The organism is Streptomyces sp. NPDC101237, from assembly GCF_044767465.1.
Taxonomy (GTDB): domain Bacteria; phylum Actinomycetota; class Actinomycetes; order Streptomycetales; family Streptomycetaceae; genus Streptomyces; species Streptomyces gramineus.
In genome coordinates this window covers 1-26,153 of the sequence record NZ_JBIWNY010000039.1, presented here as the reverse complement: position 1 = coordinate 26,153, position 26,153 = coordinate 1, and the positions used below count along the sequence as shown (strand labels likewise).

The window sequence follows — 26,153 nt, the reverse complement described above, 5'->3', positions numbered from 1 at the left end:
GCGTTGGTGACCCGCGCGCGCCCCGCACCGAGCCCCCCGTGTCCCAGCCCCTACGGCGCGGCCGAGGCGGACGCGGACGAGCCGCCCCGAGCGAACGACCCCACCGCCGCCTTCGCCGCCGCCTCCACCAGCGCGATCCCCGCCGCCTGGCTCACCGTCCCCCTGGACAGCACCGCGACCAGGTATCGGGTCCCGCCCGCCGTCACCCGGCCGATGCTGTTGACGTCCCACAGTCCGGTCGAACTCCGCGCCAGCCACCCGTTCTTCAGCGCCGGCCCCGACCCGTCGGCGGCGGCCGAGACCCCCCACCGCTGATCGGCCTCGACCGACCCCATCAGATCCCTCAGGTACGACCGCGAGGCCTCGCTCAGCTCCGACTCGTCCCCGAACACCTGCCGGAGCAGGACGAGCTGGTCCGCCGCGGTGGTCTGGGTCAGCCCCCACAGCCCCTCCGCGCCGCCCTCCGTCCCGGTCAGCCCGAAACGCGCGTTCGCCGCGTCCAGACCCGCCGCCTCGCCGATGACCTCCCACAGCGCGGACGCGGACGCGTTGTCGCTGTTCTCGATCATCTTCACCGCGTACGCCTTCTCCGCCGCCGTCAGCCGCCGCCCGGCGTCCTGCGCCCGCAGGAGCAGCGCGGCCAGGATGTCGACCTTGACGATGCTCGCGGTGTCGAACGCGCCGTCACCGTGGACCGCGCTGTCGCCGGAGTCCAGATCGAGGACGGCCGCCGACACCTCCGCCCCCGAGGGCACGGTCACCGCCCTCATCGCCGTGTCCAGCAGGGCGTTCCGGTCCACGACCGGCTCCGTCACGGGTTCCACCGACGCCTCCCCGCCCGCCGGTGCCGAGGAAGTGGAGGAGCGCGCCGGCGACCCGGCCGAGGATACGGCGCCGCCGTCGCCCGCGTGCGCCTTCACGTACCCGGCGCCCACCGCGGTCGCGCCGACGACGGCGGCCGTGGCGAGGCAGACGTGGAGGAGGACCCGGCGCCGGGTCCTGGCACGGCGGCGGTCTCCCCGCCGGGATCCCGGGGTGGCTCTGGAGGACTCCATGCCCGCGATGCTCGGGGCGGCGACTGTGCGGTCCGTTTGCCGGACGTTAGAGGGAGGTCAGGGATGTCTGAGAATCCCGTGAAAACGGTGTCGGGCCGGTTTCGGGGGCCGCACAACCGCAGCAGCATCCCCCCGATAGGGTCGGTGACCGTGGCGAACAAGAACATTCCCGACCCCGGCTACTCCGCCGACGACGGCTCCGCCGACCCCCGGCTGACCGCGGCACTGACCGCCTGGGCGCAGGACCGCACGGCGGTGGGACCGGTCCTGGCGGCCCTGAAGGACGCCCGGCTGCTCGTCCCCGTGGTCGCCGTCCTCGGTGAGGTGGAGGAGGACGAGAACGGGCTGCGCCGCGAGAAGACCAGCGACATGGCGGTCCCCACCCTGCGGGCCGGCGCCCGCACCGCGCTGCCCGCGTTCACCTGCACCGAGTCGCTGGCCCGCTGGGACCCGGCGGCGCGGCCCGTCGCCGTGCCGCTGCACCAGGCGCTGCGGGCCGCCGCGCACGAGAAGGCGGACACGGTGGTGCTGGACCTCGCCGGGCCGGTCCCGTTCGAACTGACCGGACCGGTGCTGCTCGCGCTCGCGGAGGGGCGCGCGACGGCCGATCCGCTGGCCGACCCGGCCGTGATCGAGGCCGTCCGCACGGTGCTGGCCGACCAGCCCGCCGTGCGCCGTGCCCACCTCGGGCCGGGGCGGGCCGACGGCACCCTGGCCCTGGTCCTGGACGAGACCGCGCCGGCCGCCGAGACCGCCCGGGCGGTCGCCGAGCGGCTGGCCGCCGACGAGACACTGCGGGCCCGCCTGGTCCGCGGCCTCGACCTGGCACTGCTGCCGGCCGGGACCACGCCGCCGGGCGAGCCCTTGTACGTGAGGAACTGACCGCTAGCCGTAGATCGGGCCGGTGTACTTCTCGCCGGGACCCTGGCCGGGCTCGTCCGGGACGAGCGAGGCCTCGCGGAAGGCCAGCTGGAGCGACTTCAGGCCGTCGCGCAGCGGCGCCGCGTGGAAGGAACTGATCTCGGTGGCGGACGCGTCGAGGAGGCCGGCGAGGGCGCTGACCAGCTTGCGGGCCTCGTCCAGGTCCTTGTACTTGTCGCCCTCCTCGGTCAGACCGAGCTTCACGGCCGCGGCGCTCATCAGGTTGACGGCGACGGTCACGATCACCTCGACCGCGGGGACCTCGGCGATGTCGCGGGTCATCTCGTCGAAGTCGGGCTGGCCGGCGTCACCGGCACCGGGAAGGGGCGTCTCACTCATGACGCACACGATAGGCGCAGCGGGGCCCGGTCTCCGACCTGGCCCCGGGACGTCCCGATTGGTCCTCTCCAGGCTTTGCTGCTAACCTTGTGTGACGACCGGCCGGACAGGTATGCCTCACGGCTCACCCACCCGGCCCACAAGTGGAGGCTTCGAACTCCCACCTGACCGCCCTGCCGGGCGGCGGGTCACCGGTCAGACGGTCGCTTCGCCTGTTCGGCGACGGCGTTCCGTCCGATAGTGCGCCCCGCGATCCCCGCGGCGGTGCTCCGGTAGTTCGAGGAGCCCTGCCTGTGATCGTCCGGGGCATTTTTTGTGCTTCGGTGCGGTTAGGTCTTACGAACAGATACGTTACGCGGCTGTCCGCCAGACCGTCGCGTGGTGCTACCGAGGAGGATCCATCAGCACCGAGCCCCGCATCAACGACCGGATTCGCGTTCCCGAGGTGCGACTTGTCGGTCCCAGTGGCGAGCAGGTGGGCATCGTCCCCCTGGCCAAGGCACTGGAGCTTGCGCAGGAGTACGACCTCGACCTGGTCGAGGTCGCGGCGAGCGCCCGCCCGCCGGTCTGCAAGCTCATGGACTACGGCAAGTTCAAGTACGAGTCGGCCATGAAGGCCCGTGAGGCGCGCAAGAACCAGGCGCACACGGTCATCAAGGAAATGAAGCTCCGGCCGAAGATCGACCCGCACGACTATGACACCAAGAAGGGTCACGTCGTACGGTTCCTCAAGCAGGGCGACAAGGTCAAGATCACGATCATGTTCCGTGGTCGCGAGCAGTCCCGGCCCGAGCTGGGCTACCGGCTGCTGCAGCGTCTCGCGGAGGACGTCCAGGACCTCGGTTTCATCGAGTCGAACCCGAAGCAGGACGGCCGGAACATGATCATGGTTCTCGGTCCGCACAAGAAGAAGACCGAGGCGATGGCCGAGGCCAGGCAGGCGCAGGAAGCCCGCAAGGCCGAAGCGAAGGCCAACCCCGGCAAGTCGCAGAACGCTGCCGAGCTGGAGGCCGAGGCGCCCGTCGAGGAGCCTGCCGAGGAGCCTGCGGAGGCGTGATCCCGGGGCAACCGCCCCAGGTCAGCACCCAGGGGCGCGAGTCCCAGGATGTAACCGATACAAGAGCGACGTTCCACCGTGCCCGGTTTCACGACCGGGCACCGGAGCGCCATCGACGAGGAGATAACGGCGCTATGCCGAAGAACAAGACGCACAGCGGTGCCAGCAAGCGCTTCAAGGTGACCGGCTCCGGCAAGGTCCTGCGTGAGCGCGCCGGCAAGCGCCACCTGCTCGAGCACAAGTCGTCCCGCGTGACGCGCCGCCTCACCGGCACCGCCGAGATGGCCCCGGGCGACGCCGCGAAGATCAAGAAGCTTCTCGGCAAGTGACGCGCGGGCGCCCGCCGGCGCCCTGAAGTCAGATCCGGGACCCAGTCGTTTCCGGGCCGCGTGAGTCCAACCGCGGCCCCGCTACAAGGAGTTAACAAGTGGCACGCGTCAAGCGGGCAGTCAACGCCCACAAGAAGCGCCGGGCGATCCTCGAGGCGGCCTCCGGCTACCGCGGTCAGCGTTCGCGCCTGTACCGCAAGGCCAAGGAGCAGGTCACCCACTCGCTGGTCTACAACTACAACGACCGCAAGAAGCGCAAGGGCGACTTCCGTCAGCTGTGGATCCAGCGCATCAACGCCGCTGCCCGCGCCAACGGCATCACGTACAACCGCTTCATCCAGGGTCTGAAGGCCGCGAACGTCGAGGTCGACCGCAAGATCCTGGCCGAGCTGGCCGTCAACGACGCCGGCGCGTTCGCCGCGCTCGTCGAGGTCGCGCAGAAGGCTCTGCCGGCCGACGTCAACGCGCCGAAGGCCGCGTGACACTGGCGCTGGCTCTGGCCGACGTGACGTGAGGACCCGCAGGCTCCAGGGCCTGCGGGTCCTGTTTGTTGCGGTCCGCCGGCCCTGTGTTCGGCCGCGGGCCGGTGGGGGGTGCTCGCGCCCACGCGGCGGCAGCCGCAGATCACGTACAGCCCCGCGCCCCTGACGGGGCGCTTTCCCGTCGCGCATCCTCGAAAGTGATCGATACATGCCCAGCCCCGAGCTGATCTCCCCCCGTTCCGCACGCGTCGCCGCCGCCCGGCGGCTGGAGAAGCGGAACTTCCGGGGCAAGGACCGGCTGTTCCTCGCCGAGGGGCCGCAGGCCGTGCGGGAGGCCGCGGGGCACCGGGTCGGCGACCTGCCGACGCTCGTCGAACTCTTCGTGACCGTCGAGGCCGCGGAGCGCCACGCCGACATCGTCGGCGCCGCCCGCGACGCCGGCGCCCGGATCCACCTGGCCTCCGACGAGGTCATCGCCGACATCTCCACCACCGTCACCCCGCAGGGACTGGTCGGCGTCTGCCGGTTCCTGGACACCCCCTTCGAGGCCGTCCTCGCCGCCCGCCCGAAGCTCGTCGCCGTCCTCGCCCACGTCCGCGACCCCGGCAACGCCGGGACCGTGCTGCGGTGCGCCGACGCGGCCGGAGCCGAGGCCGTCGTCCTGACCGACGCCTCCGTCGACCTCTACAACCCGAAGGCCGTGCGCGCCTCCGTCGGCTCGCACTTCCACCTGCCGGTCGCCGTCGGGGTGCCCGTCGACCAGGCCGTCGCCGGACTGCGGGCCGCCGGCGTGCGGGTCCTCGCCGCCGACGGGGCCGGCACCGACGACCTCGACGACGAGCTCGACAAGGGCACCATGGGCGGGCCCACGGCCTGGGTGTTCGGGAACGAGGCCTGGGGGCTCCCGGAGGAGACCCGCGCGCTCGCGGACGCCGTCGTGCGCGTCCCGATCCACGGGAAGGCCGAAAGCCTGAACCTCGCCACCGCCGCCGCCGTATGTCTCTACGCAACGGCCCGTGCACAGCGCGCCTCCGGAGGGTGCCGTTCCGTCACCGAGAGCTAGTAGGGTGACCAGCTCGGGGGCCTGCTGCGCCGTCTGAGAGGTGGAGTACGGGGATGAGTGTCGGCACCAGCAACGCGCCGGGCGGCCGCGGCCCCCGAGGCGTGCCCGCACCCCGGCAGGGCACCCTCACCGGGCTCGGCATGGAACCCGACGACCTGCCCGACGGCCTGGTGGTCGCCGACGAGCACGGCGTCGTCGTCTGCTTCAACGCCGCCGCCGCCCGGATCACCGCGACCGCCCCCGCCGACGCCCTCGGACAGCGGCTGGAGAAGGCCCTGCCCCTGGAGGACCTGGAGGGCAGGCGGTGGTGGCAGATCACCGACCCCTACGGCGGACTCGCCATCCGGGTCGGCCAGCCCGAGCGGAACCTGCTGCTGCCCGGCGGCCGGGAGGTCCTGGTGACCGCCGCCTACATGCGCGCGGAGCCCACCGGGCCGGTCCGCCGCGTCGTCGTGTCGCTGCGGGACACCGAGGCGCGCCGCCGCACCGAACGCAGCCACGCCGAGCTGATCGCCACCGTCGCCCACGAGCTGCGCTCCCCGCTGACCTCCGTCAAGGGCTTCACCGCCACGCTGCTCGCCAAGTGGGAGCGGTTCACCGACGACCAGAAACGCCTGATGCTGGAGACGGTCGACGCGGACGCCGACCGGGTCACCCGGCTCATCGCCGAGCTGCTGGACATCTCGCGGATCGACAGCGGACGCCTGGAGCTGCGCCGCCAGCCCGTGGACATCGGCGCGGCCGTCGGCCGGCACATCCAGGCCTACGTCGCCGCGGGTCAGCCCGCCGACCGCTTCCTGCTCCGCATCGAGCAGCCGCTGCCCGCCCTGTGGGCCGATCCCGACAAGGTCGACCAGGTCCTCAGCAACCTCATCGAAAACGCGGTGCGGCACGGCGAGGGAACCGTCACCATTGACGTCACGCCGTCGGTGTCCCCCCGCGAAGGGGACGACCTCGACAACACGGCCACGTCGGTCACCGTGAGCGACGAGGGTCCCGGCATCCCGGAGGAGTCCATGAACCGCGTCTTCACCCGCTTCTGGCGGGGCAGCAAGCGTGGTGGCACCGGGCTCGGGCTCTACATCGTCAAGGGCATCGTCGAGGCCCACGGCGGCACCATCACCGTCGGACGCGCCGCGAGCGGCGGCGCCGAGTTCCGATTTACCCTGCCCGTGAGCACTCCGGCGTATCTCGCCTGACGGCCCACGGGCTCTTCGTACACCTCCACCCCGTTAGACTCGGCCTTTGGCACCTTTGTGGCCTTCACACAGCTCACCAGCGGTCGCGGGGACCATCCGCCTGGGGGCACCTCTCGGCGTCAGCCGAGGGACAAACGGAAGCACGGGAAGAGATGTCGGCACCCAATAAGTCGTACGACCCTGTCGAGGTCGAGGCGTTGAAACCGGAAGAGATCGAGCGCATGCGGGACGAGGCGCTCGCCGCCTTCGCCGCCGCGGGCTCCCTCGACGCGCTCCAGGAGGCCAAGGTCGCCCACACCGGGGGCACCTCCCCGCTGGCGCTCGCCAACCGCGAGATCGGCGCCCTGCCCCCGCACGCCAAGGCCGCCGCCGGAAAGCTGGTCGGCCAGGCCCGCGGCGCCGTGAACAAGGCGCTCGCCGGCCGCCAGGAGGAGCTGGAGGCCGAGCGTGACGCGCGCGTGCTGGTCGAGGAGGCGGTGGACGTCACGCTGCCCTACGACCGCGTGCCCGCCGGCGCCCGCCACCCGCTGACCACGCTGTCCGAGCGCATCGAGGACATCTTCGTGGCCATGGGCTACGAGGTCGCCGAGGGCCCGCAGGTCGAGGCCGAGTGGTTCAACTTCGACGCCCTCAACATCGGCCCCGACCACCCGGCCCGCGGCGAGCAGGACACCTTCTTCGTGGCCGGCCCGGACGGCGGCACCGAGTCCGGCGTCGTGCTGCGCACCCACACCTCGCCGGTCCAGATCCGCTCGCTGCTCGACCGCGAGCTGCCCGTGTACGTGATCTGCCCCGGCCGCGTCTACCGCACCGACGAGCTGGACGCCACCCACACCCCCGTCTTCCACCAGGTCGAGCTGCTCGCCGTGGACGAGGGCCTGACCATGTCCGACCTCAAGGGCACCCTGGACCACATGGTCCAGTCGCTGTTCGGCGAGGGAATGAAGACCCGGCTGCGGCCGAACTTCTTCCCCTTCACCGAGCCCAGCGCCGAGATGGACATGCTGTGCTACGTCTGCAAGGGCGAGTCCGTCGGCAACCCCGACCGCCCCTGCCGTACCTGCTCCTCCGAGGGCTGGATCGAGCTGGGCGGCTGCGGCATGGTCAACCCGCGGGTGCTCACCGCCTGCGGCGTCGACCCGGAGAAGTACAGCGGCTTCGCCTTCGGGTTCGGCATCGAGCGGATGCTGATGTTCCGCCACAACGTCGAGGACATGCGAGACATGGTCGAGGGCGACGTCCGGTTCACCCGGCCGTTCGGGATGGAGATCTGATGCGGGTCCCGCTTTCCTGGCTGCGGGAGTACGTCGACCTGCCGGCCACCGAGACCGGCCGCGACGTGCAGGCCAAGCTGATCTCGGCGGGCCTGGAGGTCGAGACCGTCGAGCAGCTCGGCGACGGCCTCAAGGGCCCCCTGGTCGTCGGCCGGGTGCTCACCATCGAGGAGCTGGAGGGCTTCAAGAAGCCGATCCGCTTCTGCACCGTCGACGTCGGCACCGCCAACGGGACCGGTGAGCCGCAGGAGATCGTCTGCGGCGCCCGCAACTTCGCCGTCGGCGACAAGGTCGTCGTCGTGCTGCCCGGGGCCGTGCTCCCCGGCGGGTTCTCGATCAGCGCCCGCAAGACCTACGGCAAGACCTCGCACGGCATGATCTGCTCCAGCGACGAGCTGGGCATGGGCTCCGACGGCACCCACGGCATCATCGTGCTGCCGCCGGAGACCGAGGTCGGCAAGGACGCCATCGAGCTGCTCGAACTGGTCGACGAGGTCCTGGACATCGCCGTCACCGCCAACCGCGGCGACTGCCTGTCCATCCGCGGCGTGGCCCGCGAGACCGCCATCGCCTACGGCCTGCCGCTGCGCGACCCGGCGCTGATCGACGTACCCGGGCCGAACGCGTACGGCTACCCGGTCCAGGTCAGCGACCCGATCGGCTGCGACCGCTTCACCGCGCGGACCGTCACCGGCCTGAGCCCCGAGGCCCGCTCACCGATCTGGCTCCAGCGCCGCCTGCAGAAGGTCGGCATGCGCCCGATCTCGCTCGCCGTCGACGTCACCAACTACGTGATGATGGAGCTGGGCCAGCCGCTGCACGCCTACGACCGCACCCGGGTCCAGGGCGGCATCGGGGTCCGGCGCGCGGCCGAGGGCGAGAAGATCGTCACCCTCGACGGCGTCGAGCGGAAGCTGCACGCCGAGGACCTGGTGATCACCGACGACCGCGGCCCGATCGGCCTCGCGGGCGTCATGGGCGGCGCCGACACCGAGATCGCCGACCACGACGACGTGGAGAACGCCACGGCCGACGTGGTGATCGAGGCGGCTCACTTCGACGCCGTGGCGATCGCCCGCACGGCCCGTCGGCACAAGCTGTCCTCCGAGGCCTCCCGCCGGTTCGAGCGCGGGGTCGACCCGCAGGCCGGGGCCGCCGCCGCGCAGCGCACGGTGGACCTGCTGGTGCTGCTGGCCGGCGGTACCGCCGAGGCCGGCGTCACCGAGGTCATCACGCCCTCCGCACCGCACACCATCACCCTCGCCGCGGACCACCCGGACAGGGTCGCGGGTGTCGAGTACGGCCGGGAGACCGTCGTGCGCCGCCTCCAGGAGGTCGGCTGCGACGTCTACGGGCAGGACGAGCTGATCGTCACCGTGCCGTCCTGGCGGCCGGACCTCCTCGAACAGAACGACCTGGCCGAAGAGGTCATCCGCCTGGAGGGCTACGAGAACCTGCCCTCCACGCTGCCCAGGCCGCGGTCCGGCCGGGGACTGACCCACCGCCAGCGGCTGCACCGCCGGGTGGGCCGCGCGCTCGCCGGGGCCGGTTACGTCGAGGCGCCGAACTACCCGTTCGTCAGCGAGCAGGTCTTCGACCAGCTGGGGCTGGCCGCCGACGACCCGGCCCGCCGTACCGTCCGGCTGACCAACCCGCTCAACGACGAGGAGCCGGCGCTGCGCACCTCGCTGCTGCCGGGCCTGCTGGGCGCGCTGCGCCGCAACGACGGGCGCGGCGCGCACGACCTGGCGCTCTTCGAGACCGGGCTGGTCTTCCTGCCCCGCGAGGAGCAGGGTGTCGCCGGTCACCTGCCGGTCGACCGCCGTCCGACCGACGCGGAGATCGCCGCGCTGGACGCCGTCCTGCCCGAGCAGCCGCGCCATGTCGCCGTCGTCCTCGCGGGCGCCCGCGAGCAGGCCGGCTGGTGGGGCACCGGCCGCCCGGCCGACTGGGCCGACGCGATCGAGGCCGCGCGCACGGTCGCGCGGGAGGCCGGCGCCGAGCTGATCGTGCGGTCCGGCCAGTACGGCCCGTGGCACCCCGGCCGGTGCGCCGAGCTGGCGGTCGTCACCGACGGCACCGAGCGGGTCGTGGGGCACGCCGGTGAGCTGCACCCGCGGGTGGTCAAGGCGCTGGGACTGCCGGCGCGCACCTGCGCGGCGGAGCTGGACCTGGACGCGCTGGAGCAGGCCGGCGACGGTACGCCGCAGGCGCCGGCCATCTCGGCGTTCCCGGTGGCCACGCAGGACGTCGCGCTCGTGGTGGACAAGCCGGTCCCGGCCGCCGAGGTCGAGGCCGCGCTGCGCGAGGGCGCGGGTGAACTCCTGGAGGCCATCCGGCTGTTCGACGTGTACGTCAACGACGAGCAGCTCGGTGACGGCAAGAAGTCGCTGGCGTACGCGCTGCGGTTCCGCGCGGCGGACCGGACGCTGACCGTGGACGAGGCGTCGGCCGCCCGCGACGCGGCCGTCGCCCTGGCCGGGGAGCGCACCGGAGCGGTACTGCGCGGCTGACGCCGCGAAGGCTGCGCGCCGCGGCCGGTCACGGGTGTCACCGTGGCCGGCCGCGCCCGTGCGGCGGAGCCGCACGGCGCCACCGTCCCGTGTCCCGTCGGGCGCGGGGCCGGGCACTTTTGGAGATGGATCACTCATTCGGGTGAGATCCATCTGAGACATGGCCTTTCGGGCCATGCCGTCGACAGAATCGGACCGGCCTTTCGGGGTCGGTCCGTCTGTTCTGTCAGGGCCTACTTGAGGGGCCATCGGCATGATCCGCATCAAGGCTGGGGCTCCCCACGGAAGGCAGCCCCGGACCAGTTCTCGGCCCTCGCGCTGCGCGCTCACCCTGGGGCTGCCCACGGCGTGGGGCGCCGTCGCGGTCTCCTACAGGTTCGGCTGCCCGCTTGCCGCGCAGAACGGCCTCGGTGCGCGCATCGTCACCAGCGCCGTGTTCCTCGCGGTCGGCACCGGCCTGATACTCCATGTCCGCAGAGCCCTGCTGCGGGAGCTGCGGCAGGCCCGCAAGGTCGCCGGCGCCGCGCAGAGCGTGCTGCTGCGGCCGCTGCCGCCCCGCCTCGCCGGCCTGAACGTCGCGGCCGCCCAGCTCTCCGCCGACCGGGGCGCGGCCATCGGCGGCGACCTCTACGAAGCGGTCGCCACCGAACACGGCGTCCGGATCGTGATGGGCGACGTGCGCGGGCACGGTCTGGCCGCCATCGGCACCGCCGCCGCCGTCCTCGGCAGTTTCCGCGAGGCCGCCCACGACGAACCGGACCTGGGCCGGGTACTGGGCCGGCTGGACCGCGCCCTCGCCCGGCACCTGCGGGAACGGGCCAGGGGCGAACACCCCGCGAGCGGCGTCGACCCGGAGAACCCGGTCGCCGAGGAGTTCGTCACCCTGCTGCTCCTGGAGATCGCCGAGGACGGCGGCATACGGGCGATCAACTGCGGCCACCCGTGGCCCTACCGGGTCAGCGGGGCAGGAGTGGAGACCTTGTCGGGGGCCGATCCGCTGCCGCCCCTCGGCCCCTTCCCGCTGCCGCCGGACCTCGCCGACGTCCCCTGCGGTCATCTGCTGTGCGACGACTCCCTGGTCCTGTTCACGGACGGCGCGGAGGACGCGCGGGACGCGCAGGGCCGCTTCTTCTCCCTGACGGCGGCGCTGGCCGAGGCGGTACGCGCGCACCCGGTCTCGCCGCAGGCCATCCTGACCACGGTGTTCACCGCGCTCCTCCGCCACACGGACGGCCGCCCCACCGACGACATCGCCCTCCTGGTGCTTCGCGACGACCGCGCCCACCGACGCGTCTCCTCGGGGGCCCGGGGAACCGCGCGACCGGCCTCCGCCCACCGGCAGCCGACGACGCCCCGCTAGCGGCCGGACGGCCAGGCCGCCGCACTGTTCGAGGGGGGAGCCGGCGGCCCGGCCGGCCTCTTGCGAGGCAGTTCAGTCAACCGGCCCGACACGCTCCGCGACAGCGCGCGCACACTGCGGATCCGGGTACTCCGTTCACACCCCGTGTGAACAGCCACGCACTACGCTGACGACACCAGGCCACTCGGGGGGCATGTCATGCAGCCCAACTCTCTGCTGGACGCGATCCTGGACGAGGCGGGGATCTCGCACGCCGGTCTCGCCGCCCACGTCAACCAGGCGGGCCGGGCCCGCGGACTCGCGCTCCGCTACGAACACACCGCGGTGGCACGCTGGTTGAAGGGCCAGCGGCCGCGCGGCCAGGTGCCCGACCTGATCTGTGAGGTGCTCGCGGCCCGCCTGCACCGCACGGTCACCCTCGACGACATAGGCCTCGGCGTGCCCGGCGAGCCCAGCGTCCCGCACACCACCTCGCTCTCCGGCTTCGTCGAACGGGCCACCGCGCTGTGGCGGTCCGACGAACAGCAGCGCCCGCACATACTGGGCGTGCCCGCCGTCACCGGCACACCCGCCGTGATGCCGGTGTGGGAGTGGGAGAACCCGCCGGAGGACGTGGACGTCTCGCGCGGTGGACGGCACCGGGTCACCCCGGCCGACCTGGAGATGCTGCGCGCGGCCCGCGCCCACTACGAGCAGATGTACCGCAAGGCCGGCGGCATGGCGACCCGCACCCGGGTGGTGGGCTTCCTCAACGCCGAGGCGGCACCGCTGCTGCGCGGCAGCTACACGGACGCCACCGGCCGTCAACTGCACCGTGCCACGGGCGGGTTGGTCGCCATCGTCGGGATCTGCGCCTACGACTCCGACGCGCACGGCCTGGCCCAGCGCTACTTCCACCAGGCGCTGCGCCTGGCGAAGGCGAGCGGCGACCGCGGCCTCGGCGCGTACGTCATCGCGCTCCTCGTCAACCAGGCCCTGTTCCTGCGGGAGTTCCGGCAGGCCGTCGCCTTCGCGGAGGCGGCCCTGCGCGCGGCCGGCAAGCACATCACCCCGGCGCTCGCCTCCGACCTCTACGCGATGCAGGCCAAGGCGTACGCGCACCTCGGCGACGGCACGAGTGCGCTGTCCTGCATCCGGCGGGCGGAGACGGCCGCCGAACGCATCCGGCGGGGCCATGAACCCGACGAGACCGGCTATGTCCAACCCGGCCTGGTCAATGTGCAGGTGGCCGAGGCGCTGCTCAGTCTCGGTGAGCTGGCCGCCGCCCGGGAGCACGCCGCCGCGGCCGTCGACAACCCGGCGCACGACCGGGGGCGGGTGCACCGGCTGGCCATGCTGAGCACCATCGAGCTGCGCCAGGGAAACGCGGACAACGCGGTGGCCACGGCCGTGCAGATGGCCGAACAGGCCCGCGGAATGGAGTCCCAGCGCCTGCGCGACAGACTCCGCGCGGTGCGCGAGCACCTGGTGCGCAGCGGCTCGGCCGGCACCGCGGAGGCCGCCGAACTCATCGACAGCGCACTGCGCGTACCGCTGTAGGCCGCGCTCCCGCCGGTCCGGGCGCGTGGTGGGCCTGAGAAGTCCCTGCTGCGATATTGCCACCTACTCGGCGAAAGGTGGCAGAACCGTGCAGTGGACGAAACTGAACGAACAAACTGTGTACGAAAACCGCTGGTTCAGCGTCAATCTCGCAGATGTCGCGTTGCCGGACGGCCGGCACCTCGACCACTTCCTGATACGGCTGCGTCCCGTGGCCGTGGCGACGGTCGTCAACGAGGCGGGTGAGGTCCTGCTGCTGTGGCGGCACCGCTTCATCACCGACAGCTGGGGGTGGGAACTCCCGGCCGGGGTGGTCGAGGACGGCGAGGACATCGCCGTCGCGGCCGCCCGGGAAATGGAGGAGGAGACCGGCTGGCGGCCGGGAACCCTGCACCACCTCATGACCGTGGAGCCGTCCAACGGCCTCACCGACGCCCGGCACCACATCTACTGGTCCGACGAGGGCGAGTACGTCGGACACCCCGTGGACGACTTCGAGTCGGACCGCCGGGAGTGGGTCCCTCTCAAGCTGGTCCCCGACATGATCGCCCGCGGGGAGGTCCCGGCCGCCAACATGGCGGCCGCGTTACTCCTGCTGCATCACCTGCGCCTAGCCGACCGGCCCTAACGGGCCAGCGCCTGCCAGACGGTGACGACGAGGGCGCCCAGTGCGGTGAGCGCGGCGATCGAGGGCAGGGGCCAGCGGGCGTTCTCCAGCAGGGCGAGACGGGCGTTCAGGTCGTCGAGCTCCTTGGCCGTCTCCCTGGTCCGGTGGCTGAGCAGGTTCAGTCCGCCCTCGACCCGGGCGTAGGCCACATCGAGGCGGCGCCGTAACTCTGCGAGTTCTCCTTGGACCACGGGATGCTCAGGTTCGGTGGCCACGGGTCCACTCCTTTGCGTAGTCGAAGATGTCGTTCCGCATCCCTTTGCATGCGCATGAAGAGTGAACTCGCCTGGTGAGCGCGCGGGGAGAGTGTGCGCAGGGCATATGCGTGCCCTGCGCGCACACGGCGTGTGAAAGACACGGGCCCGGCACCGAAGAACGGTGCCGGGCCCGTGGAGCATCGCTCCCCGTAGTCGCCGCGGACGTGCTCAGCCGTACGTGTAGAACCCCGACCCCGTCTTCCGCCCCAGCCGCCCCGCCTCGACCATGCGCTGGAGCAGCGGGGGAGCGGCGGGGAGCGCTTGTGTATCTTGAACGAACCACTCGTCCATGGCGGCGAGGCCCCGCTTGCCTGCCGCGGGCATGAAGTGAGCGTAGTGCGTCAGCGTGGTCTGCGGCGAAGCATGCCCGAGCCACGCCGACACGCTCACGATCGACTCGCCCGCCTCAAGCTGGGTACTGGCGTATGTGTGCCGGAGGACGTGGAACATATCCTCCCTGGAGAGTTCGTGGATGGGGTGCCGACGGCTGCGGTCTCCGTACGTCCTGACTTTCGAGCCGACCTTCTTCAGGACACCGGCCGTCGCGAGTGCGGGCCGCCAGCTCAGCCGGTTCCACATCGAGTAGTTGATGAGACTGCCCTGCGAGGCGGTCAGGACCAGCTGGACGGCGATCGGTTTGCGCTGTCGTGCTTCCAACTCCTTCGTCCGATCGACCCGGCCACCAGTGCTTCTCGATGTACTGGGCGAGGGGGATCGCCCCGTCGCGGGGGTCGACGAATTCGCCACGCGTGGTGCCGGTCTGCGCCTTGGCGAGCCACTGCTTCGCGTCTTCGCTCGTGTCGAACGAGCGGTCCCGGACGCCCGGGATGCCCTTCACTCGATAGCGCTTGCCCCGGCCCCACAGGGCAGTTCGCTCCCGCTTACCGGTGTCCTTGTTGGGCTTCTTCTTGAGCCAGCGGTCTTCTATGTACCCCGCCAAGGGAACGTTCTCCTATGAAATCAGTTGGGTATGGTCGTATGGCATGGCGGAAAGTTGGGAGCCGGGACTCCGAAAGATTGACGAGAATCTCCCGGCCTAGCCTCGATCTTGCATGAGGGTCCGCCGACGGAGTCGGTGGACCCTTTCGCTTTCCGGAGCTGATGGTGGGCAGGCTGGCGGCCCGGCTGTCGCGTCGGGTGAGCGCCGGGTTCCACGGCCCGGGGTGGGTGCTGTTGTCGTGGGGACGATGGAAGCTGCTGGTCGGCCTGGGTTGGGCATGAGGGCAAGCCGTTCGAGGGCGGCGGTGTTCTCGCCGGTCCAGGGGCAGTGTTGGGTGAGGCGGAGAATCCTGCGTCGGCCGGTGGTGACGAGCTGGGCGGCCGCGGAGATCAGGCGGAATCGCAGGCGGCGGGGTTCCCAGAGTCGGGCCTTGCCGGTGAGTGCGAGCATGGGCATCCAGGCCAGCAGGTCGAGGGCGATCTGGACGATCTCGAGCCAGACCTTGTTCTGGGCTGTCGTGTGGAGGGGCAGGTTGCGCAGGCGGGTGGCCCGGGCGGCCCGGATCCGGTCCTCGGCCCTGGCCCGCAGGCGGTGGCGGAGTTCGAACTCGGCGATCGGCCGGTGGGGGGTGTTGGTCGCGAAGCATGTGATCCGCATGCCGTCCGCGTCCGTGATCCTCAACTGGGCGCCAGGATGGGGCCGTTCCTTTCGGACGATCAGTCGCATGCCCTTCGGCCAGCCGTCCAGGACCTTGCCGGCGAGTTCGGCGACCCAGGCCCCGTCACGGGCCTCACCGTCGGTCTCGACGGCCGGGGTCCAGGCTGAGGCGGGGACCTTCAGTACGTGTTCGTGGATCGCTTTGGTGATCACCATGCCGACCGAGTAGGACAGCCATCGTCCGCGCTGGGCGAGCCAGGAAACGAAGTCGTGGGTGCCGCCCGCGGAGTCGGTGCGGATCAGGGTCTGCCTCCCTCGCCGGTAGTGCTTCGGCGACTGGGCCAGGGCCAGTTGGGCGGTGGTGATGTGGTCGGCTGCCGTGTTAGAACCCGCGTTTCCCGGCCTGAGGAGGGCGGCGACGGGCTCACCGGTTCCGCCCGGTCCGTGGTCGAGGAAAGCCGTCAGCGGGTGATGGCCGTAGGTCTTCTTCCAGGTTGCGGCCGCGTCCTCCTTGTCGGAGTGGGTGATCACGAGGACGCCGTCGAGATCGATGACGACATGGCCGTCGGCGTCCGGGGCGTTCTTGCCAGCCAACGACCAGGCACGACTACGGACTTCGGACCGTGCGGAGCGGATGGCCTGCAGGGCTTTCTCGCCGGAGGTGGCGAGGGTGTCGATCAGGCGGGAGACGGTCGGGTCGGAGGCGACCGGGCCGAAGACGGCCGGCTCGCACCGCAGCATCGCGACGTCCGCGAGGCAGTCCCCGCCCAATGCGATCGCTAGGGCGACGTCCAGGAGGATCTTGCCGAGTCGTGGACGGCCCGAGGTTTGCGCCACGGACCGAGAGCCTGGGATATGGCCTGCTCAAGGCCGGTCTTGCGGACCGTTCCGACGAGCAGGACCGATCCGGGCTGGGAGACGACCTGGCGGCCGTCGTCCTGGACACGGACGCGGGGGTAGGACCCGATAGAGCGCTTCACCTGGGAAGTGCCTCCGGCGGCGGCAGGAACAAGGACCTCGACAATCCTCATTCTTGCTGGTCAGAGGCACTTTCTGCTTTCCTGACCGCCTGCCGGACAGCCCACCTCGTGAAAGCGCGAGGCTAGGCAGGTACTCGGACCAACTCGGCGGCCGTGACTCCCAAGGGCGCCGGAACCAGGGCCGCGTCAGGCGCTCGGTGACGGACGCGTGAGCGGCAGGCAGACAGGCTGCGCTCGCTGATCACGAAGTCGCAAAAAGGGATCGTACGTCATGAGCATGCCGTGCTACCGTCAAGGACAGCCTGTGATCTTCACACAGAATTCTCATAATCCGGCCTCGATGGAGCGCGCGGGTCCTGCAACTGGGGTGCCCGGTCGGCTGATCAGGTCTTCCGGCGGACCTTCGGTCCGGCGGACAGGGGAGGGACACTTTGAAGCTCATCTCGCTACGCGCGAAGACCGCCGCAGGTGCATTCGCCGTCACTGCGGCGGCCCTGCTCGCTACCGCCCCACCCGCCCAGGCGGCCACCTTCAACGTCAGTGACAACTGTGACGTTCCGTGGATCACCTGCTCGGAAGGCGATCTTTGGCTGTTTTACAACTCGAAGGACATAGCCATCCAGGGTGGCTACTACAAGTCGGCGTTCACAACGTTCTACAGCAACGTGTCCGACCACTGGGGTACCAGCCAGTACCAGGGGTCGACGCTGTCTACCTACCGGTACGTCTTCGGCAACGGTGGCAACGGCAACGGCCAGTACATGAAGAACAATGCGGCGTCCGTGCAGAACTGCGCCGAAGCTGACAACTACCGCGTTTACTACAGCTCCGGCTACGGCGGCACCTCTCAGTACTTCGCGAAGAACGGACCCTACGGAGACTGCAACATCACCGACCTGATCTCCGCCCTGAAGAACAACAACGCGTCCTCCCATATCGCTTGAGAAGGAACCCCTGTGAAGCACATCGAGCGGACCGCCACCGCGGTAGCCCTGACCGTTTCAGCTCTCCTGGTCAGCGCCTGCTCCTCCGGCACGACCCCGGACACCACGAAGAACGCCGCCGACGGCAAACCGATCGTGAACAAGGAAAACTGGCCCAATAAGATCCCCACCAGCGGTTTAGCCAAGGACCTGACCCTTCCACTGGAGGCGTACATGGCCTCCTACGAGGACCAGGTCGACGTCGAGCAGGCCGCCAATGATCTTCAGCAGTCCTGTATGAAGGATTACGGCATCGATCTGACGCTACCGCTGGCGGGCGCAAACCCGCCTCCCAGTGACAACGATGCCAACATCGAACGCCGTTACGGCATCACCGACCGGGCCGAGGCCGAGAAGTACGGCTACGAGCTTCCCCCGGCGCTGCAGGAGCACACCAAGCAGACCATGCGTGATCTGTCCGGTGTCGAGGTCGAGGTCCTGACCGGCCACACCAAGCCCGAGCCGCCCAAGAACCCCAAGGATGGCAAGGCGGGTGAGCCGCTCGCCGCCCCCGGCCAGGGCATCAAGCCCGCTCGGGCCGATTACAACGGGAAGAAGTTGAAGACGGGCGGCTGCATCGGCTGGTCCAAGGAGCAGCTGGGCATGAACGAAGCTGACCCGACCTTCGTGGCGCAGCTCGCCGGGGACAGTCTGGTGCAGTCGATGAAGGACGACAAGGTGGTCAAGGCCATCGCCGCGTGGTCTTCGTGCATGGACGGCAAGGGACACATGGGACTTGCCGATCCGTACAAGGCGATGGACCAGGGCGTCACCAGCGACGGGGAGCCCTCGCAGGAGTCCATCGCTCTGGCCATCGACGACATCGACTGCAAGAAGCAGACGGACCTAGTGAAGATCTGGTTCGGCGTGGAATCTGCCATCCAAGACAAGCAGATCGCCGACAACAAGAGCCGGTTGACCGGCATCAAGGAGCAGCGCGGCAAGGAAGTCGCCGCCGCGCGCAAGCAGATGGCGGCTTCCGCCCGGTGAAGGCTGGTGCGGTAGTGCCCGGACCGTGGATGGTCCGGGCACTGTGCCTGATGGCGGTATGTGTGCTGGCGGCCGGGTGCACGGACGGAGCCGCTGGCGGGGCCCCCGCGTCGCAGCGGCCGACGACTCCGAGCGCGGAGCAGAGCAGTCCGCAAGTGCGTCCATCGCCTGTCCCTTCGGTGCACTCCGAAGGCCGTACGCGTGTCCTGGAGTACGGAGACCTGATCGTGCGTGCCACGCCGGAAAGCAGCGGTGTGCGTACCGAGATCGAGGTGGCCAATACCTACACGCGGGATGCGACGTACTCGGTCCAGATCAGCATTGCTGACGGTGAGGGCTGGACTGCGTACAACCGGTTCTGGCTTCAGGATGTCCCTCCCGGCAAAACCGGACGGGGTGATGCGGTGATTGGCTCCAAAGACATGGGTCCAGTTCCGCAAGTACCGAAGATTTACGTTGATGAGTTCACTCCCCTCGTCGATCGGAAGTAGGAGAGCGATGCCACGTCTGCGCCGCATCCTGGCCGGAGCCGCCGTAGCCGCTGCCCTCGTCGGTGCAGCCGTCTACGGCGGCCTTCGCGCCACGCATACATCGCATACATCCAGTACCGAAGCGCAAGCGTCGTACCACGGGCCGCTGCCCACCACGCTTGTCACGCCGCAGCCTGCCGGAACGCGGGCGCCGAGCGCATACAACTATGGCAAGCCGGTGGCCAGTGCCGAACATGGCGAAGTCCTCGCCTACACCCCGCACCGGCTTCCGTACAAGCTGCTCCAGGTCCCGTTCACCATCACCAACAACGGCCACGACGCCGCCATGTACAGCGTGTACTTCACGGTGGAGATCGGTGACGGCGCCGCCAGGACGTCTTTCCAACGGGTCGTCACCAGTGGCGGCCTCGAACCCCACCGCACCGTGACGGCCCAGGCCGCGATTGGGGGAGTCAGCAGCCTGCCTCCTGGCGCGATCCGCATCACCATCACCGACGTGCAGAAGAGAAGCCACAGTGACCTCACTTCGTAGATGGTCTGCACTGGTTGACGGCGCCTTCGCAGATCATTCGCACTGCGGGTGATCCGTGTCGTCCGCGGCGTACGATCACCGGTGCTGCCGCCATGGGATGCGCACTTGTGGGCGTGCCCGTCGCGGCGGCGTCCGCTTTCGCCGACAGCATCAACCACGACCTCCCGGCCCCGTCGCCGACCGCGGGCAGCACCTGGCTGCCGGCACCGTACGACATGCTCAGCCTCCTCCCAGTACCACTACGGGCAAGCCGCCGCGCACTCTGCCAACACGGACGTCATCGCGTATGTGCCGCAGCGTCATTCGCACGGTGTGCCGGCAGTGCCGTTCACGCTCACCAAACACGGCAGCAGGCGGTATGCCTGCGAGATCACAGTGTCCGTCAGCGGGGCGACCGATCCCGGGAATGCCTCAGAGGGCGCATATCTCCAGTGCCGGGATGCTGCCGCCGAACGCCACGATTGACATCAAGATCAACTTCCCGAGCCGTGACGACATTCCGGTCAAGGGCATCGATGTCCGCATCACTGACGTAGAGAAAAGGTAGACAAGTGATATCCCGTCATAGACGAAACGCGGTGACGGTCCTCGCCGTTACCGCAGCTTTGTCAGGGCTCATACAAGCCCAGCCCGCCACCGCGAAACCCAGCCCCGAGCCCGCGCCTATAGCCGCCAAACCGGCGCCCACAGCCACGACAGGCGCCGTCAAGTCCCCGGACACCACTCTGGGCGAGGGCTGGAAGACCTCTACCGACCGGGCGGTGACCGCCGCCGCCGACAGCGACGGACTGCATCTCCTGGTCGCCGACCGGAAGAACGCCTACGTGTGGAAGACTGCCGCCGTCCTGAGTGAGCCGCAGCTTCCGGCCGATACCTGGATCGGCAACCAGTGCGTCATGGACCACCATCACGCGGCTGTCGTCTACGCTCCCCGCACCTTCACCAACAAGCCCGACCTGATGATGGGCGGCGCATTAACCGCGATCGTCAACCTGGACAACGGCAGCGTCACCAAGCTGCCCTTCACCGCGTCCCTGGCCTACTTCGACCCCACGTGCAACCCGGCCACGCACACCGCCGTCTTCACCGCCCTGCGCGACACCAAGACCCGCCTGGTCACGGTGAACACCAAGGGCACCACAGTCGCGGACACCACCGCGGCAGGTGAGATAACCTCCGCCGTCCCCACCAAGGACGGTGTAATAGCCGCCGCCGGAAACCGGCTCGTCCGCGTCAACCGCAGGGGCAGGACGACCCAGCTCGCCGCCACGAAACACGCCCCATACGGCATACGCGTGACCAGTGACGGCACGGTCAGTTACATAGACCGCACCGGCGACACCAACGCCAACGTACAGACCTACGCGCACGGCAAGAAAACGACCGTCGCCAGCGGCAAGGTCACCGCGATGAACCTGCGCCAGGGCACCGACGGTACGGTCTACCTCATCGGAAAGACCAGCCACGGCAAGAACTTCGCCGCCAGCGGCATCAAGGCGCTGAACGTCTCACCGGACGCGGAACTCTCCACCCGCGGACGCCTGGCCGTCGACCCGGTAGTCTCCCCGGCCGTGCAGGCGGGCGTCGACAACATCAAGAACGCCGGCCGCGACTTCACCAAGACCTCGGCCAAGGAGCCCGCAGCCCAGACGACGACGGGCCACACCAGCCATGCCCTGACCGTCACCGGCACGGTGCCAGGTACGGGCCTGCACACGAAACAGCAGACCGCCGAATCCGGCAGCACCGCGGGCGGCAGGCCGTCACCGGCACTGACCGGCTCATCGAAGCCGCAGCTGACTACGATGAGCACCATGACTTCGGCCGTCGACGACGCCAGGGCACACGACCCCGTCGACACCGACGCCTGGTGCTCCGTGCCCCGCAACGACGTCAAGACCCAGGCCCTCCAGCCCACCCCCAACCAGGTCGAGTGGGCCGTGGACATGGCCGTCCGGGGAAACCTGCGCTCCGGCTACCTCACCCAGGGCGGCTGGCGCACGCAGACCGGGCTCAGCACCATCGACCCCCAGGGCATGTTCCCCGTGCCTACACTGACCGGTGGCGGACGCATCCCAGCCCAGGTCCAACTGGGCATCCTCGCCCAGGAGTCAAACCTGTGGCAGGCCGAGTCCGGCTCCATCCCCGGCCAGATGGGCAGCCCCCTCGCGGCCGTCGACGGCTACTACGGCCACCAGTCCGGCGGCGCGCTCGCCGACTTCTGGACCATCCACTGGGACAAGTCCGACTGCGGCTACGGCGTCGGCCAGGTCACCGACGGCATGCGCAAGGCCGGACACGAGAAGCCAGGCGAAACCTCCCTGCCGGGAAGCACACAGCGCGCTGTCGCCATCGACTACACCACCAACATCGCCGCCTCGCTCTACATCCTCGCCGCCAAGTGGAACGAGGTCCACCAGAGCGACCAGACGATCACTGTCAACAACGACGACCCCGCCAAGCCCGAGAACTGGTTCACCGCCGTGTGGAACTACAACCTCGGCTTCAACAAGAAGGCGGACGCGGGAACCAACGGCAACTGGGGCCTGGGCTGGTACAACAACCCCGCCAACCCCGTCTACCCCGCCTCCCGGCTGGCCTTCGTGAACACCGACCTCGACCCGCTGGCCGCCAAGGACGCAGCGCATCCCCAGAACTGGCCCTACGAGGAGAAGGTGATGGGCTGGGTCGCCTGGTCCCAGGACACCGGCCACTCCTACGCCACCTCCGGCCGCCAGGACTGGCCCGGAGAGTCCGGCTTCTCCTCCGCCGGCTTCTACCCTGCCACCTGGAACGGCACCAACGGGACCGTCATCGACCCATCCAGCGGGAAATACCGCCGGGCGCACGTCTCACCGCCGCTCGACCAGTTCTGCAACACCAAGAACAACTGCGACACGGCCAACCCACCCAACTGCCCCACCGCCGCCTGCTACGCCCAGTACTGGTGGCACGAGTCCAACGTCACCTGGAAGTCCGACTGCGCTACCAGCTGCGGCATCGAGCACATCAAGTACCTGACCCTGGTCAGTGAACCCGGCCGCGGCTACCGACTCCAGTACGGCACGCCAGTGTGCTCCGGCGCACCCGCCAACGCGAAGATCGTGGAGTCCGTACCGCAAGGCACGGACACCTGGAGTGACTGCGGCATCACCACGACAGACGGCTCATTCCAGTTCACCTTCTACGCCGACCCCAACGCCACCGGACCGGGCCTCGGACAGTACGACGCAAAAGCCGACCTGCACCAGGTCGGCGGCGGCTACAACGGCCACTTCTGGTTCACACACGCACGCGACGCCGACCACCTCGGCGGCGACGGCGGACGCATGACCATCCTCGGCGACTGGAAACTGAACTCCGCCATCTCCGGCAGCCAGGCCAAGGTTTACGTGCACATCCCGGACACCGGCGCGCAGGTCTCCAACGCCACCTACAAGGTCATCACACCGTTCGGCGCGGTCAGCAAGACCATCGACCAGAACTCCCAGAACAACAAATGGGTCTCCCTCGGCGCCTACAACTTCAACGACCAGGCCCCCGAGGTGCAGCTGACCAACTCCACATCGGACGGCGCCGCCGACAAAGATGTCGCCTACGACGCCGTCGCGTTCGTCCCCGGCGACTACAGCGGCATCGCCTCCGACCTCACCTTCCACGATCCTGACCTCAGTGCCACACAACCGGCGGACGACACCACCCCGACCGACGTCAGCGTGAGCGTGATCCTCGGAAGCGGGCCGGCCGGCCCGTCCGCCACATCCGCTGCCTCTGTCAAGGCGGTCATCGCAGAACGCCCGAACGGCTTCGTCCCGTGGTGCAACGACGAGCCCTTCAACCACGGTCAGCAGTGGGTCAACCGATCCGAAGCATGCATCAAGGACCACGTCACTGTCGTCATCGTCAATCAGGACCAAGCCATCATCGGCACCATGGAGTTCGATGAGCAGGCCGAACTCAAGGCCTACTCCAACAGCGCGACCTCCGACGCCATGCTGAAACTCATACCCACCGCCGCCACCGGTGTGGGAGCGACAGCACCTGTCACCATCACGTCGGCCGGTGTCTGCTCCATCGACTGCACCACCACCAACCAGATCTGGAACACCTCCGCCACCTGGGACTGGGCAACGGGAGACCGGCACGTCGGAGAAGCCCAGACGCGCTTGGTGTGGGGGCAGTCCCGCTCAGCGGACATCCTCGGCATGTCATGGAAGCTCGGAGCCCTCGTCGCAGACGTTCCGTCGGAGAACGTCGCCGCCATCGGCACCGACCGGTATTCCGAACTACGCTGCGACACCACCGTCACAACAACGCCCGGCTGCATCTTCGACTACTACAAGCCGACGTACGTCATGAACTCCCAGAAGTTCCCCGCAGCTGGAGCCCACGCCTGGCTGATCCAGCACATGCTGCCCGGCCACCTCGGCCTCAAGGGCGAGGGTCCTGCACTCACCTATCTCGGCCCCGAGGTCATGACACAGGACGGAACGAAGTCGCAGAAGGATGCCAACCGGGCTGTCATCTGCCCGACATCATGGAAGCGCAACCAGGACGTCACCCTGTCACCCGAACTCAACAACAGCTCGGGAACGGACACCCCGAGCTGTGACGAGTTCGCCTTTGCCTCCACTTACCAAAGTGCGGGAATGCCCGCTTCTGCGGGAGGCACGAATCCCGTCAGCTCTGGCGACGAGTGCGTCCAGACCTACGCGAAGAAGGACGCCGACGGCCTGTGGAGGCTCCACGTGGACCTGCGCTACCCGCTCCCGACCTGGAAGGAAGTCTGCGGACGCGCCAGCATGTCCAACAACCAGAACACACAGTCCATGCAGCCGTTCGGATCATTCATCAACCGTAACCGGCTGATAACCAAGGACGACTACTGGCTCAACGCCCCCAAGCCCGTCTAAGACCGGGTGCATGCGACAAAGGGGCCGTCGGAGCGCAACAACGTTCCGCTCCGACGGCCCCTTTCGGCTTTGTCCATCCGCTACTTCCAGTCTAGCCGTCCGTCCGCTACATCGAACCGCTGGCGCTCCATGGCCGTCCCCGGAGCCTCACCATGCTCCAGGAGGTCAGCCACCGAGACCAGATATCCACTCAGGGAGGGCAGGTAAGGGGACGAATGATAGTACTCGGAGAACCGCAAGAGCGGAGCACCGCCAGCGGAATTCTGCGCGATCACGATGAGTCCGTCAGGGGAGTCAAACGCTTCCGCCACCGGGATCCATGAGGGCTTCCAGTACTCGTCATCTCCCAACTCCTCAGCACTGCGGAGATAGAAACGGTACTTGTTCCAAATCTCTTCGCAGCTGCGGAATGCGTAGTTCCCCGGCAGAACCAGCGAGTCGATGTGAGGATTAATCCTCCTGCCTCCGCCAGGAAGAGGCTCCGTGATGTCTTTCGCCGTGCTTCCGTTGTTCAAGCGGAGCCACACCTCGAGAACGTCCGGAATCTCGAACCCCAGACGCTCATTCAGGCGCGCGATCTCCGCGTCCGTAGCCCCTGCCCGAAGAGCCTCCGCACTGGCCGGAGCGTGCTTTCGGAGCCAACTGACGATGCGCTCCCATGCAGAGGCAACCTCATCGACCTGCGACATATCTGCATATCCTTTCCGCTTCTGTGGACGATAACGTAATTCAGCTCACGGGAGTACTCGGACGGTGTATTAGCCTTGATCTTTCGTGAGGGTCCGCCGACGGAGTCGGTGGACCCTTTCGCTTTCCGGAGCTGAGAGTAGGCAGGCTGGCGGCCCGGCTGTCGCGTCGGGTGAGCGCCGGGTTCCACGGCCCGGGGTGGGTGCTGGTGTCGTGGGGACGATGGAAGCTGCTGGTCGGCCTGGGTTGGGCATGAGGGCAAGCCGTTCGAGGGCGGCGGTGTTCTCGCCGGTCCAGGGGCAGTGTTGGGTGAGGCGGAGAATCCTGCGTCGGCCGGTGGTGACGAGCTGGGCGGCCGCGGAGATCAGGCGGAATCGCAGGCGGCGGGGTTCCCAGAGTCGGGCCTTGCCGGTGAGTGCGAGCATGGGCATCCAGGCCAGCAGGTCGAGGGCGATCTGGACGATCTCGAGCCAGACCTTGTTCTGGGCTGTCGTGTGGAGGGGCAGGTTGCGCAGGCGGGTGGCCCGGGCGGCCCGGATCCGGTCCTCGGCCCTGGCCCGCAGGCGGTGGCGGAGTTCGAACTCGGCGATCGGCCGGTGGGGGGTGTTGGTCGCGAAGCATGTGATCCGCATGCCGTCCGCGTCCGTGATCCTCAACTGGGCGCCAGGATGGGGCCGTTCCTTTCGGACGATCAGTCGCATGCCCTTCGGCCAGCCGTCCAGGACCTTGCCGGCGAGTTCGGCGACCCAGGCCCCGTCACGGGCCTCACCGTCGGTCTCGACGGCCGGGGTCCAGGCTGAGGCGGGGACCTTCAGTACGTGTTCGTGTATGGGCCTTGACCCCGGATGTTGAACACGTCTATGCGGCTTGGGTCAGGGTAGTTGCTGCTGGTCGGAGGGTGTGCTCGTAAGCGATCGGCGACCGC

At 69.2% G+C, this 26,153-nt stretch carries 21 protein-coding genes and 2 pseudogenes; 16 read left to right on the top strand and 7 right to left on the bottom strand.

Annotated elements, in window-relative coordinates; all coding sequences use genetic code 11:
* Window positions 1-50: 50 nt before the first annotated feature.
* The gene (locus tag ACIRQ9_RS36970; protein ID WP_404184032.1) at window positions 51-1,055 is read right to left on the bottom strand and encodes a serine hydrolase; all 1,005 of its coding nucleotides are present in this window, start codon (window positions 1,053-1,055) and stop codon (window positions 51-53) included.
* Window positions 1,056-1,205: 150 nt separating this feature from the next.
* Here ACIRQ9_RS36970 and ACIRQ9_RS36965 point away from each other — a divergent pair, with 150 nt between their 5' ends.
* On the top strand, window positions 1,206-1,937 hold the full coding sequence (locus ACIRQ9_RS36965; RefSeq protein WP_404184029.1) for an SseB family protein: 732 nt from the start codon (window positions 1,206-1,208) through the stop codon (window positions 1,935-1,937).
* A gap of 3 nt (window positions 1,938-1,940) precedes the next feature.
* Here the strand turns inward: ACIRQ9_RS36965 and ACIRQ9_RS36960 are convergent, their stop codons facing one another.
* A complete protein-coding gene (locus ACIRQ9_RS36960) occupies window positions 1,941-2,315 on the bottom strand; it encodes a DUF1844 domain-containing protein (protein ID WP_351320351.1) in 375 nt (124 codons plus the stop codon).
* Between the two features lie 400 nt (window positions 2,316-2,715).
* On the opposite strand from ACIRQ9_RS36960, the gene infC reads away from it, so the two are divergent.
* From infC to ACIRQ9_RS36910, 10 genes are all read left to right on the top strand, one after another.
* Window positions 2,716-3,372, top strand: coding sequence for a translation initiation factor IF-3 (infC, locus tag ACIRQ9_RS36955; RefSeq protein WP_404184125.1), 657 nt, complete (start codon window positions 2,716-2,718; stop codon window positions 3,370-3,372).
* Window positions 3,373-3,506: 134 nt separating this feature from the next.
* Window positions 3,507-3,701, top strand: coding sequence for a 50S ribosomal protein L35 (rpmI, locus tag ACIRQ9_RS36950; protein WP_404184026.1), 195 nt, complete (start codon window positions 3,507-3,509; stop codon window positions 3,699-3,701).
* Between the two features lie 98 nt (window positions 3,702-3,799).
* Entirely contained in the window at window positions 3,800-4,183 is a 384-nt protein-coding gene (rplT, locus tag ACIRQ9_RS36945) for a 50S ribosomal protein L20 (RefSeq protein ID WP_018549117.1), read from the top strand.
* A gap of 208 nt (window positions 4,184-4,391) precedes the next feature.
* Window positions 4,392-5,246, top strand: a complete 855-nt coding sequence (locus tag ACIRQ9_RS36940) for a TrmH family RNA methyltransferase (RefSeq protein ID WP_404184022.1) — start codon at window positions 4,392-4,394, stop codon at window positions 5,244-5,246.
* 53 nt (window positions 5,247-5,299) lie between these two features.
* Complete coding sequence (locus tag ACIRQ9_RS36935) at window positions 5,300-6,445, top strand: sensor histidine kinase (RefSeq protein WP_404184019.1); 1,146 nt, start codon at window positions 5,300-5,302, stop codon at window positions 6,443-6,445.
* 152 nt (window positions 6,446-6,597) lie between these two features.
* Window positions 6,598-7,719: a phenylalanine--tRNA ligase subunit alpha gene (gene pheS, locus ACIRQ9_RS36930; RefSeq protein WP_403305940.1), complete on the top strand. Its 1,122-nt coding sequence runs from the start codon at window positions 6,598-6,600 to the stop codon at window positions 7,717-7,719.
* Entirely contained in the window at window positions 7,719-10,232 is a 2,514-nt protein-coding gene (pheT, locus tag ACIRQ9_RS36925; RefSeq protein ID WP_404184015.1) for a phenylalanine--tRNA ligase subunit beta, read from the top strand. The genes pheS and pheT overlap by 1 nt, the downstream gene beginning before the upstream one ends.
* A gap of 253 nt (window positions 10,233-10,485) precedes the next feature.
* Window positions 10,486-11,592 carry a PP2C family protein-serine/threonine phosphatase gene (locus ACIRQ9_RS36920; protein ID WP_404184012.1) on the top strand — a complete coding sequence of 369 codons (1,107 nt, stop codon included), beginning with the start codon at window positions 10,486-10,488 and terminating at the stop codon, window positions 11,590-11,592.
* 198 nt (window positions 11,593-11,790) lie between these two features.
* Window positions 11,791-13,131 (top strand): transcriptional regulator, encoded by a 1,341-nt coding sequence (locus ACIRQ9_RS36915; RefSeq protein WP_404184010.1) that lies wholly within the window; start codon window positions 11,791-11,793, stop codon window positions 13,129-13,131.
* A gap of 88 nt (window positions 13,132-13,219) precedes the next feature.
* Entirely contained in the window at window positions 13,220-13,759 is a 540-nt protein-coding gene (locus ACIRQ9_RS36910; RefSeq protein WP_351320335.1) for an NUDIX hydrolase, read from the top strand.
* On the opposite strand, the gene ACIRQ9_RS36905 is transcribed toward ACIRQ9_RS36910, so the two are convergent.
* The 3 genes and pseudogenes from ACIRQ9_RS36905 to ACIRQ9_RS36895 form a co-directional block, all read right to left on the bottom strand.
* Window positions 13,756-14,013, bottom strand: coding sequence for a hypothetical protein (locus ACIRQ9_RS36905; protein WP_404184006.1), 258 nt, complete (start codon window positions 14,011-14,013; stop codon window positions 13,756-13,758). The genes ACIRQ9_RS36910 and ACIRQ9_RS36905 overlap by 4 nt on opposite strands.
* Before the next feature lie 210 nt (window positions 14,014-14,223).
* The gene (locus tag ACIRQ9_RS36900) at window positions 14,224-14,712 is read right to left on the bottom strand and encodes a 3-hydroxyacyl-CoA dehydrogenase family protein (RefSeq protein WP_404184002.1); all 489 of its coding nucleotides are present in this window, start codon (window positions 14,710-14,712) and stop codon (window positions 14,224-14,226) included.
* A gap of 547 nt (window positions 14,713-15,259) precedes the next feature.
* Window positions 15,260-16,632 (bottom strand): annotated as a pseudogene (locus ACIRQ9_RS36895) (IS1380 family transposase); the annotation flags it as partial.
* 431 nt (window positions 16,633-17,063) lie between these two features.
* Here ACIRQ9_RS36895 and ACIRQ9_RS36890 point away from each other — a divergent pair.
* From ACIRQ9_RS36890 to ACIRQ9_RS36870, 5 genes are all read left to right on the top strand, one after another.
* Entirely contained in the window at window positions 17,064-17,576 is a 513-nt protein-coding gene (locus ACIRQ9_RS36890; RefSeq protein ID WP_404183999.1) for a hypothetical protein, read from the top strand.
* 12 nt (window positions 17,577-17,588) lie between these two features.
* Entirely contained in the window at window positions 17,589-18,605 is a 1,017-nt protein-coding gene (locus tag ACIRQ9_RS36885) for a hypothetical protein (protein ID WP_404183996.1), read from the top strand.
* A gap of 227 nt (window positions 18,606-18,832) precedes the next feature.
* Window positions 18,833-19,096, top strand: coding sequence for a hypothetical protein (locus ACIRQ9_RS36880; RefSeq protein ID WP_404183993.1), 264 nt, complete (start codon window positions 18,833-18,835; stop codon window positions 19,094-19,096).
* 7 nt (window positions 19,097-19,103) lie between these two features.
* Complete coding sequence (locus ACIRQ9_RS36875; protein WP_404183990.1) at window positions 19,104-19,628, top strand: hypothetical protein; 525 nt, start codon at window positions 19,104-19,106, stop codon at window positions 19,626-19,628.
* A 761-nt stretch (window positions 19,629-20,389) separates the two neighbouring features.
* The gene (locus tag ACIRQ9_RS36870) at window positions 20,390-24,541 is read left to right on the top strand and encodes a Tat pathway signal protein (RefSeq protein ID WP_404183987.1); all 4,152 of its coding nucleotides are present in this window, start codon (window positions 20,390-20,392) and stop codon (window positions 24,539-24,541) included.
* Between the two features lie 80 nt (window positions 24,542-24,621).
* On the opposite strand, the gene ACIRQ9_RS36865 is transcribed toward ACIRQ9_RS36870, so the two are convergent.
* Entirely contained in the window at window positions 24,622-25,230 is a 609-nt protein-coding gene (locus tag ACIRQ9_RS36865) for an SMI1/KNR4 family protein (RefSeq protein ID WP_404183984.1), read from the bottom strand.
* A gap of 237 nt (window positions 25,231-25,467) precedes the next feature.
* Window positions 25,468-26,058: pseudogene (locus ACIRQ9_RS36860) on the bottom strand (transposase); the annotation flags it as partial.
* Window positions 26,059-26,153: the final 95 nt, after the last annotated feature.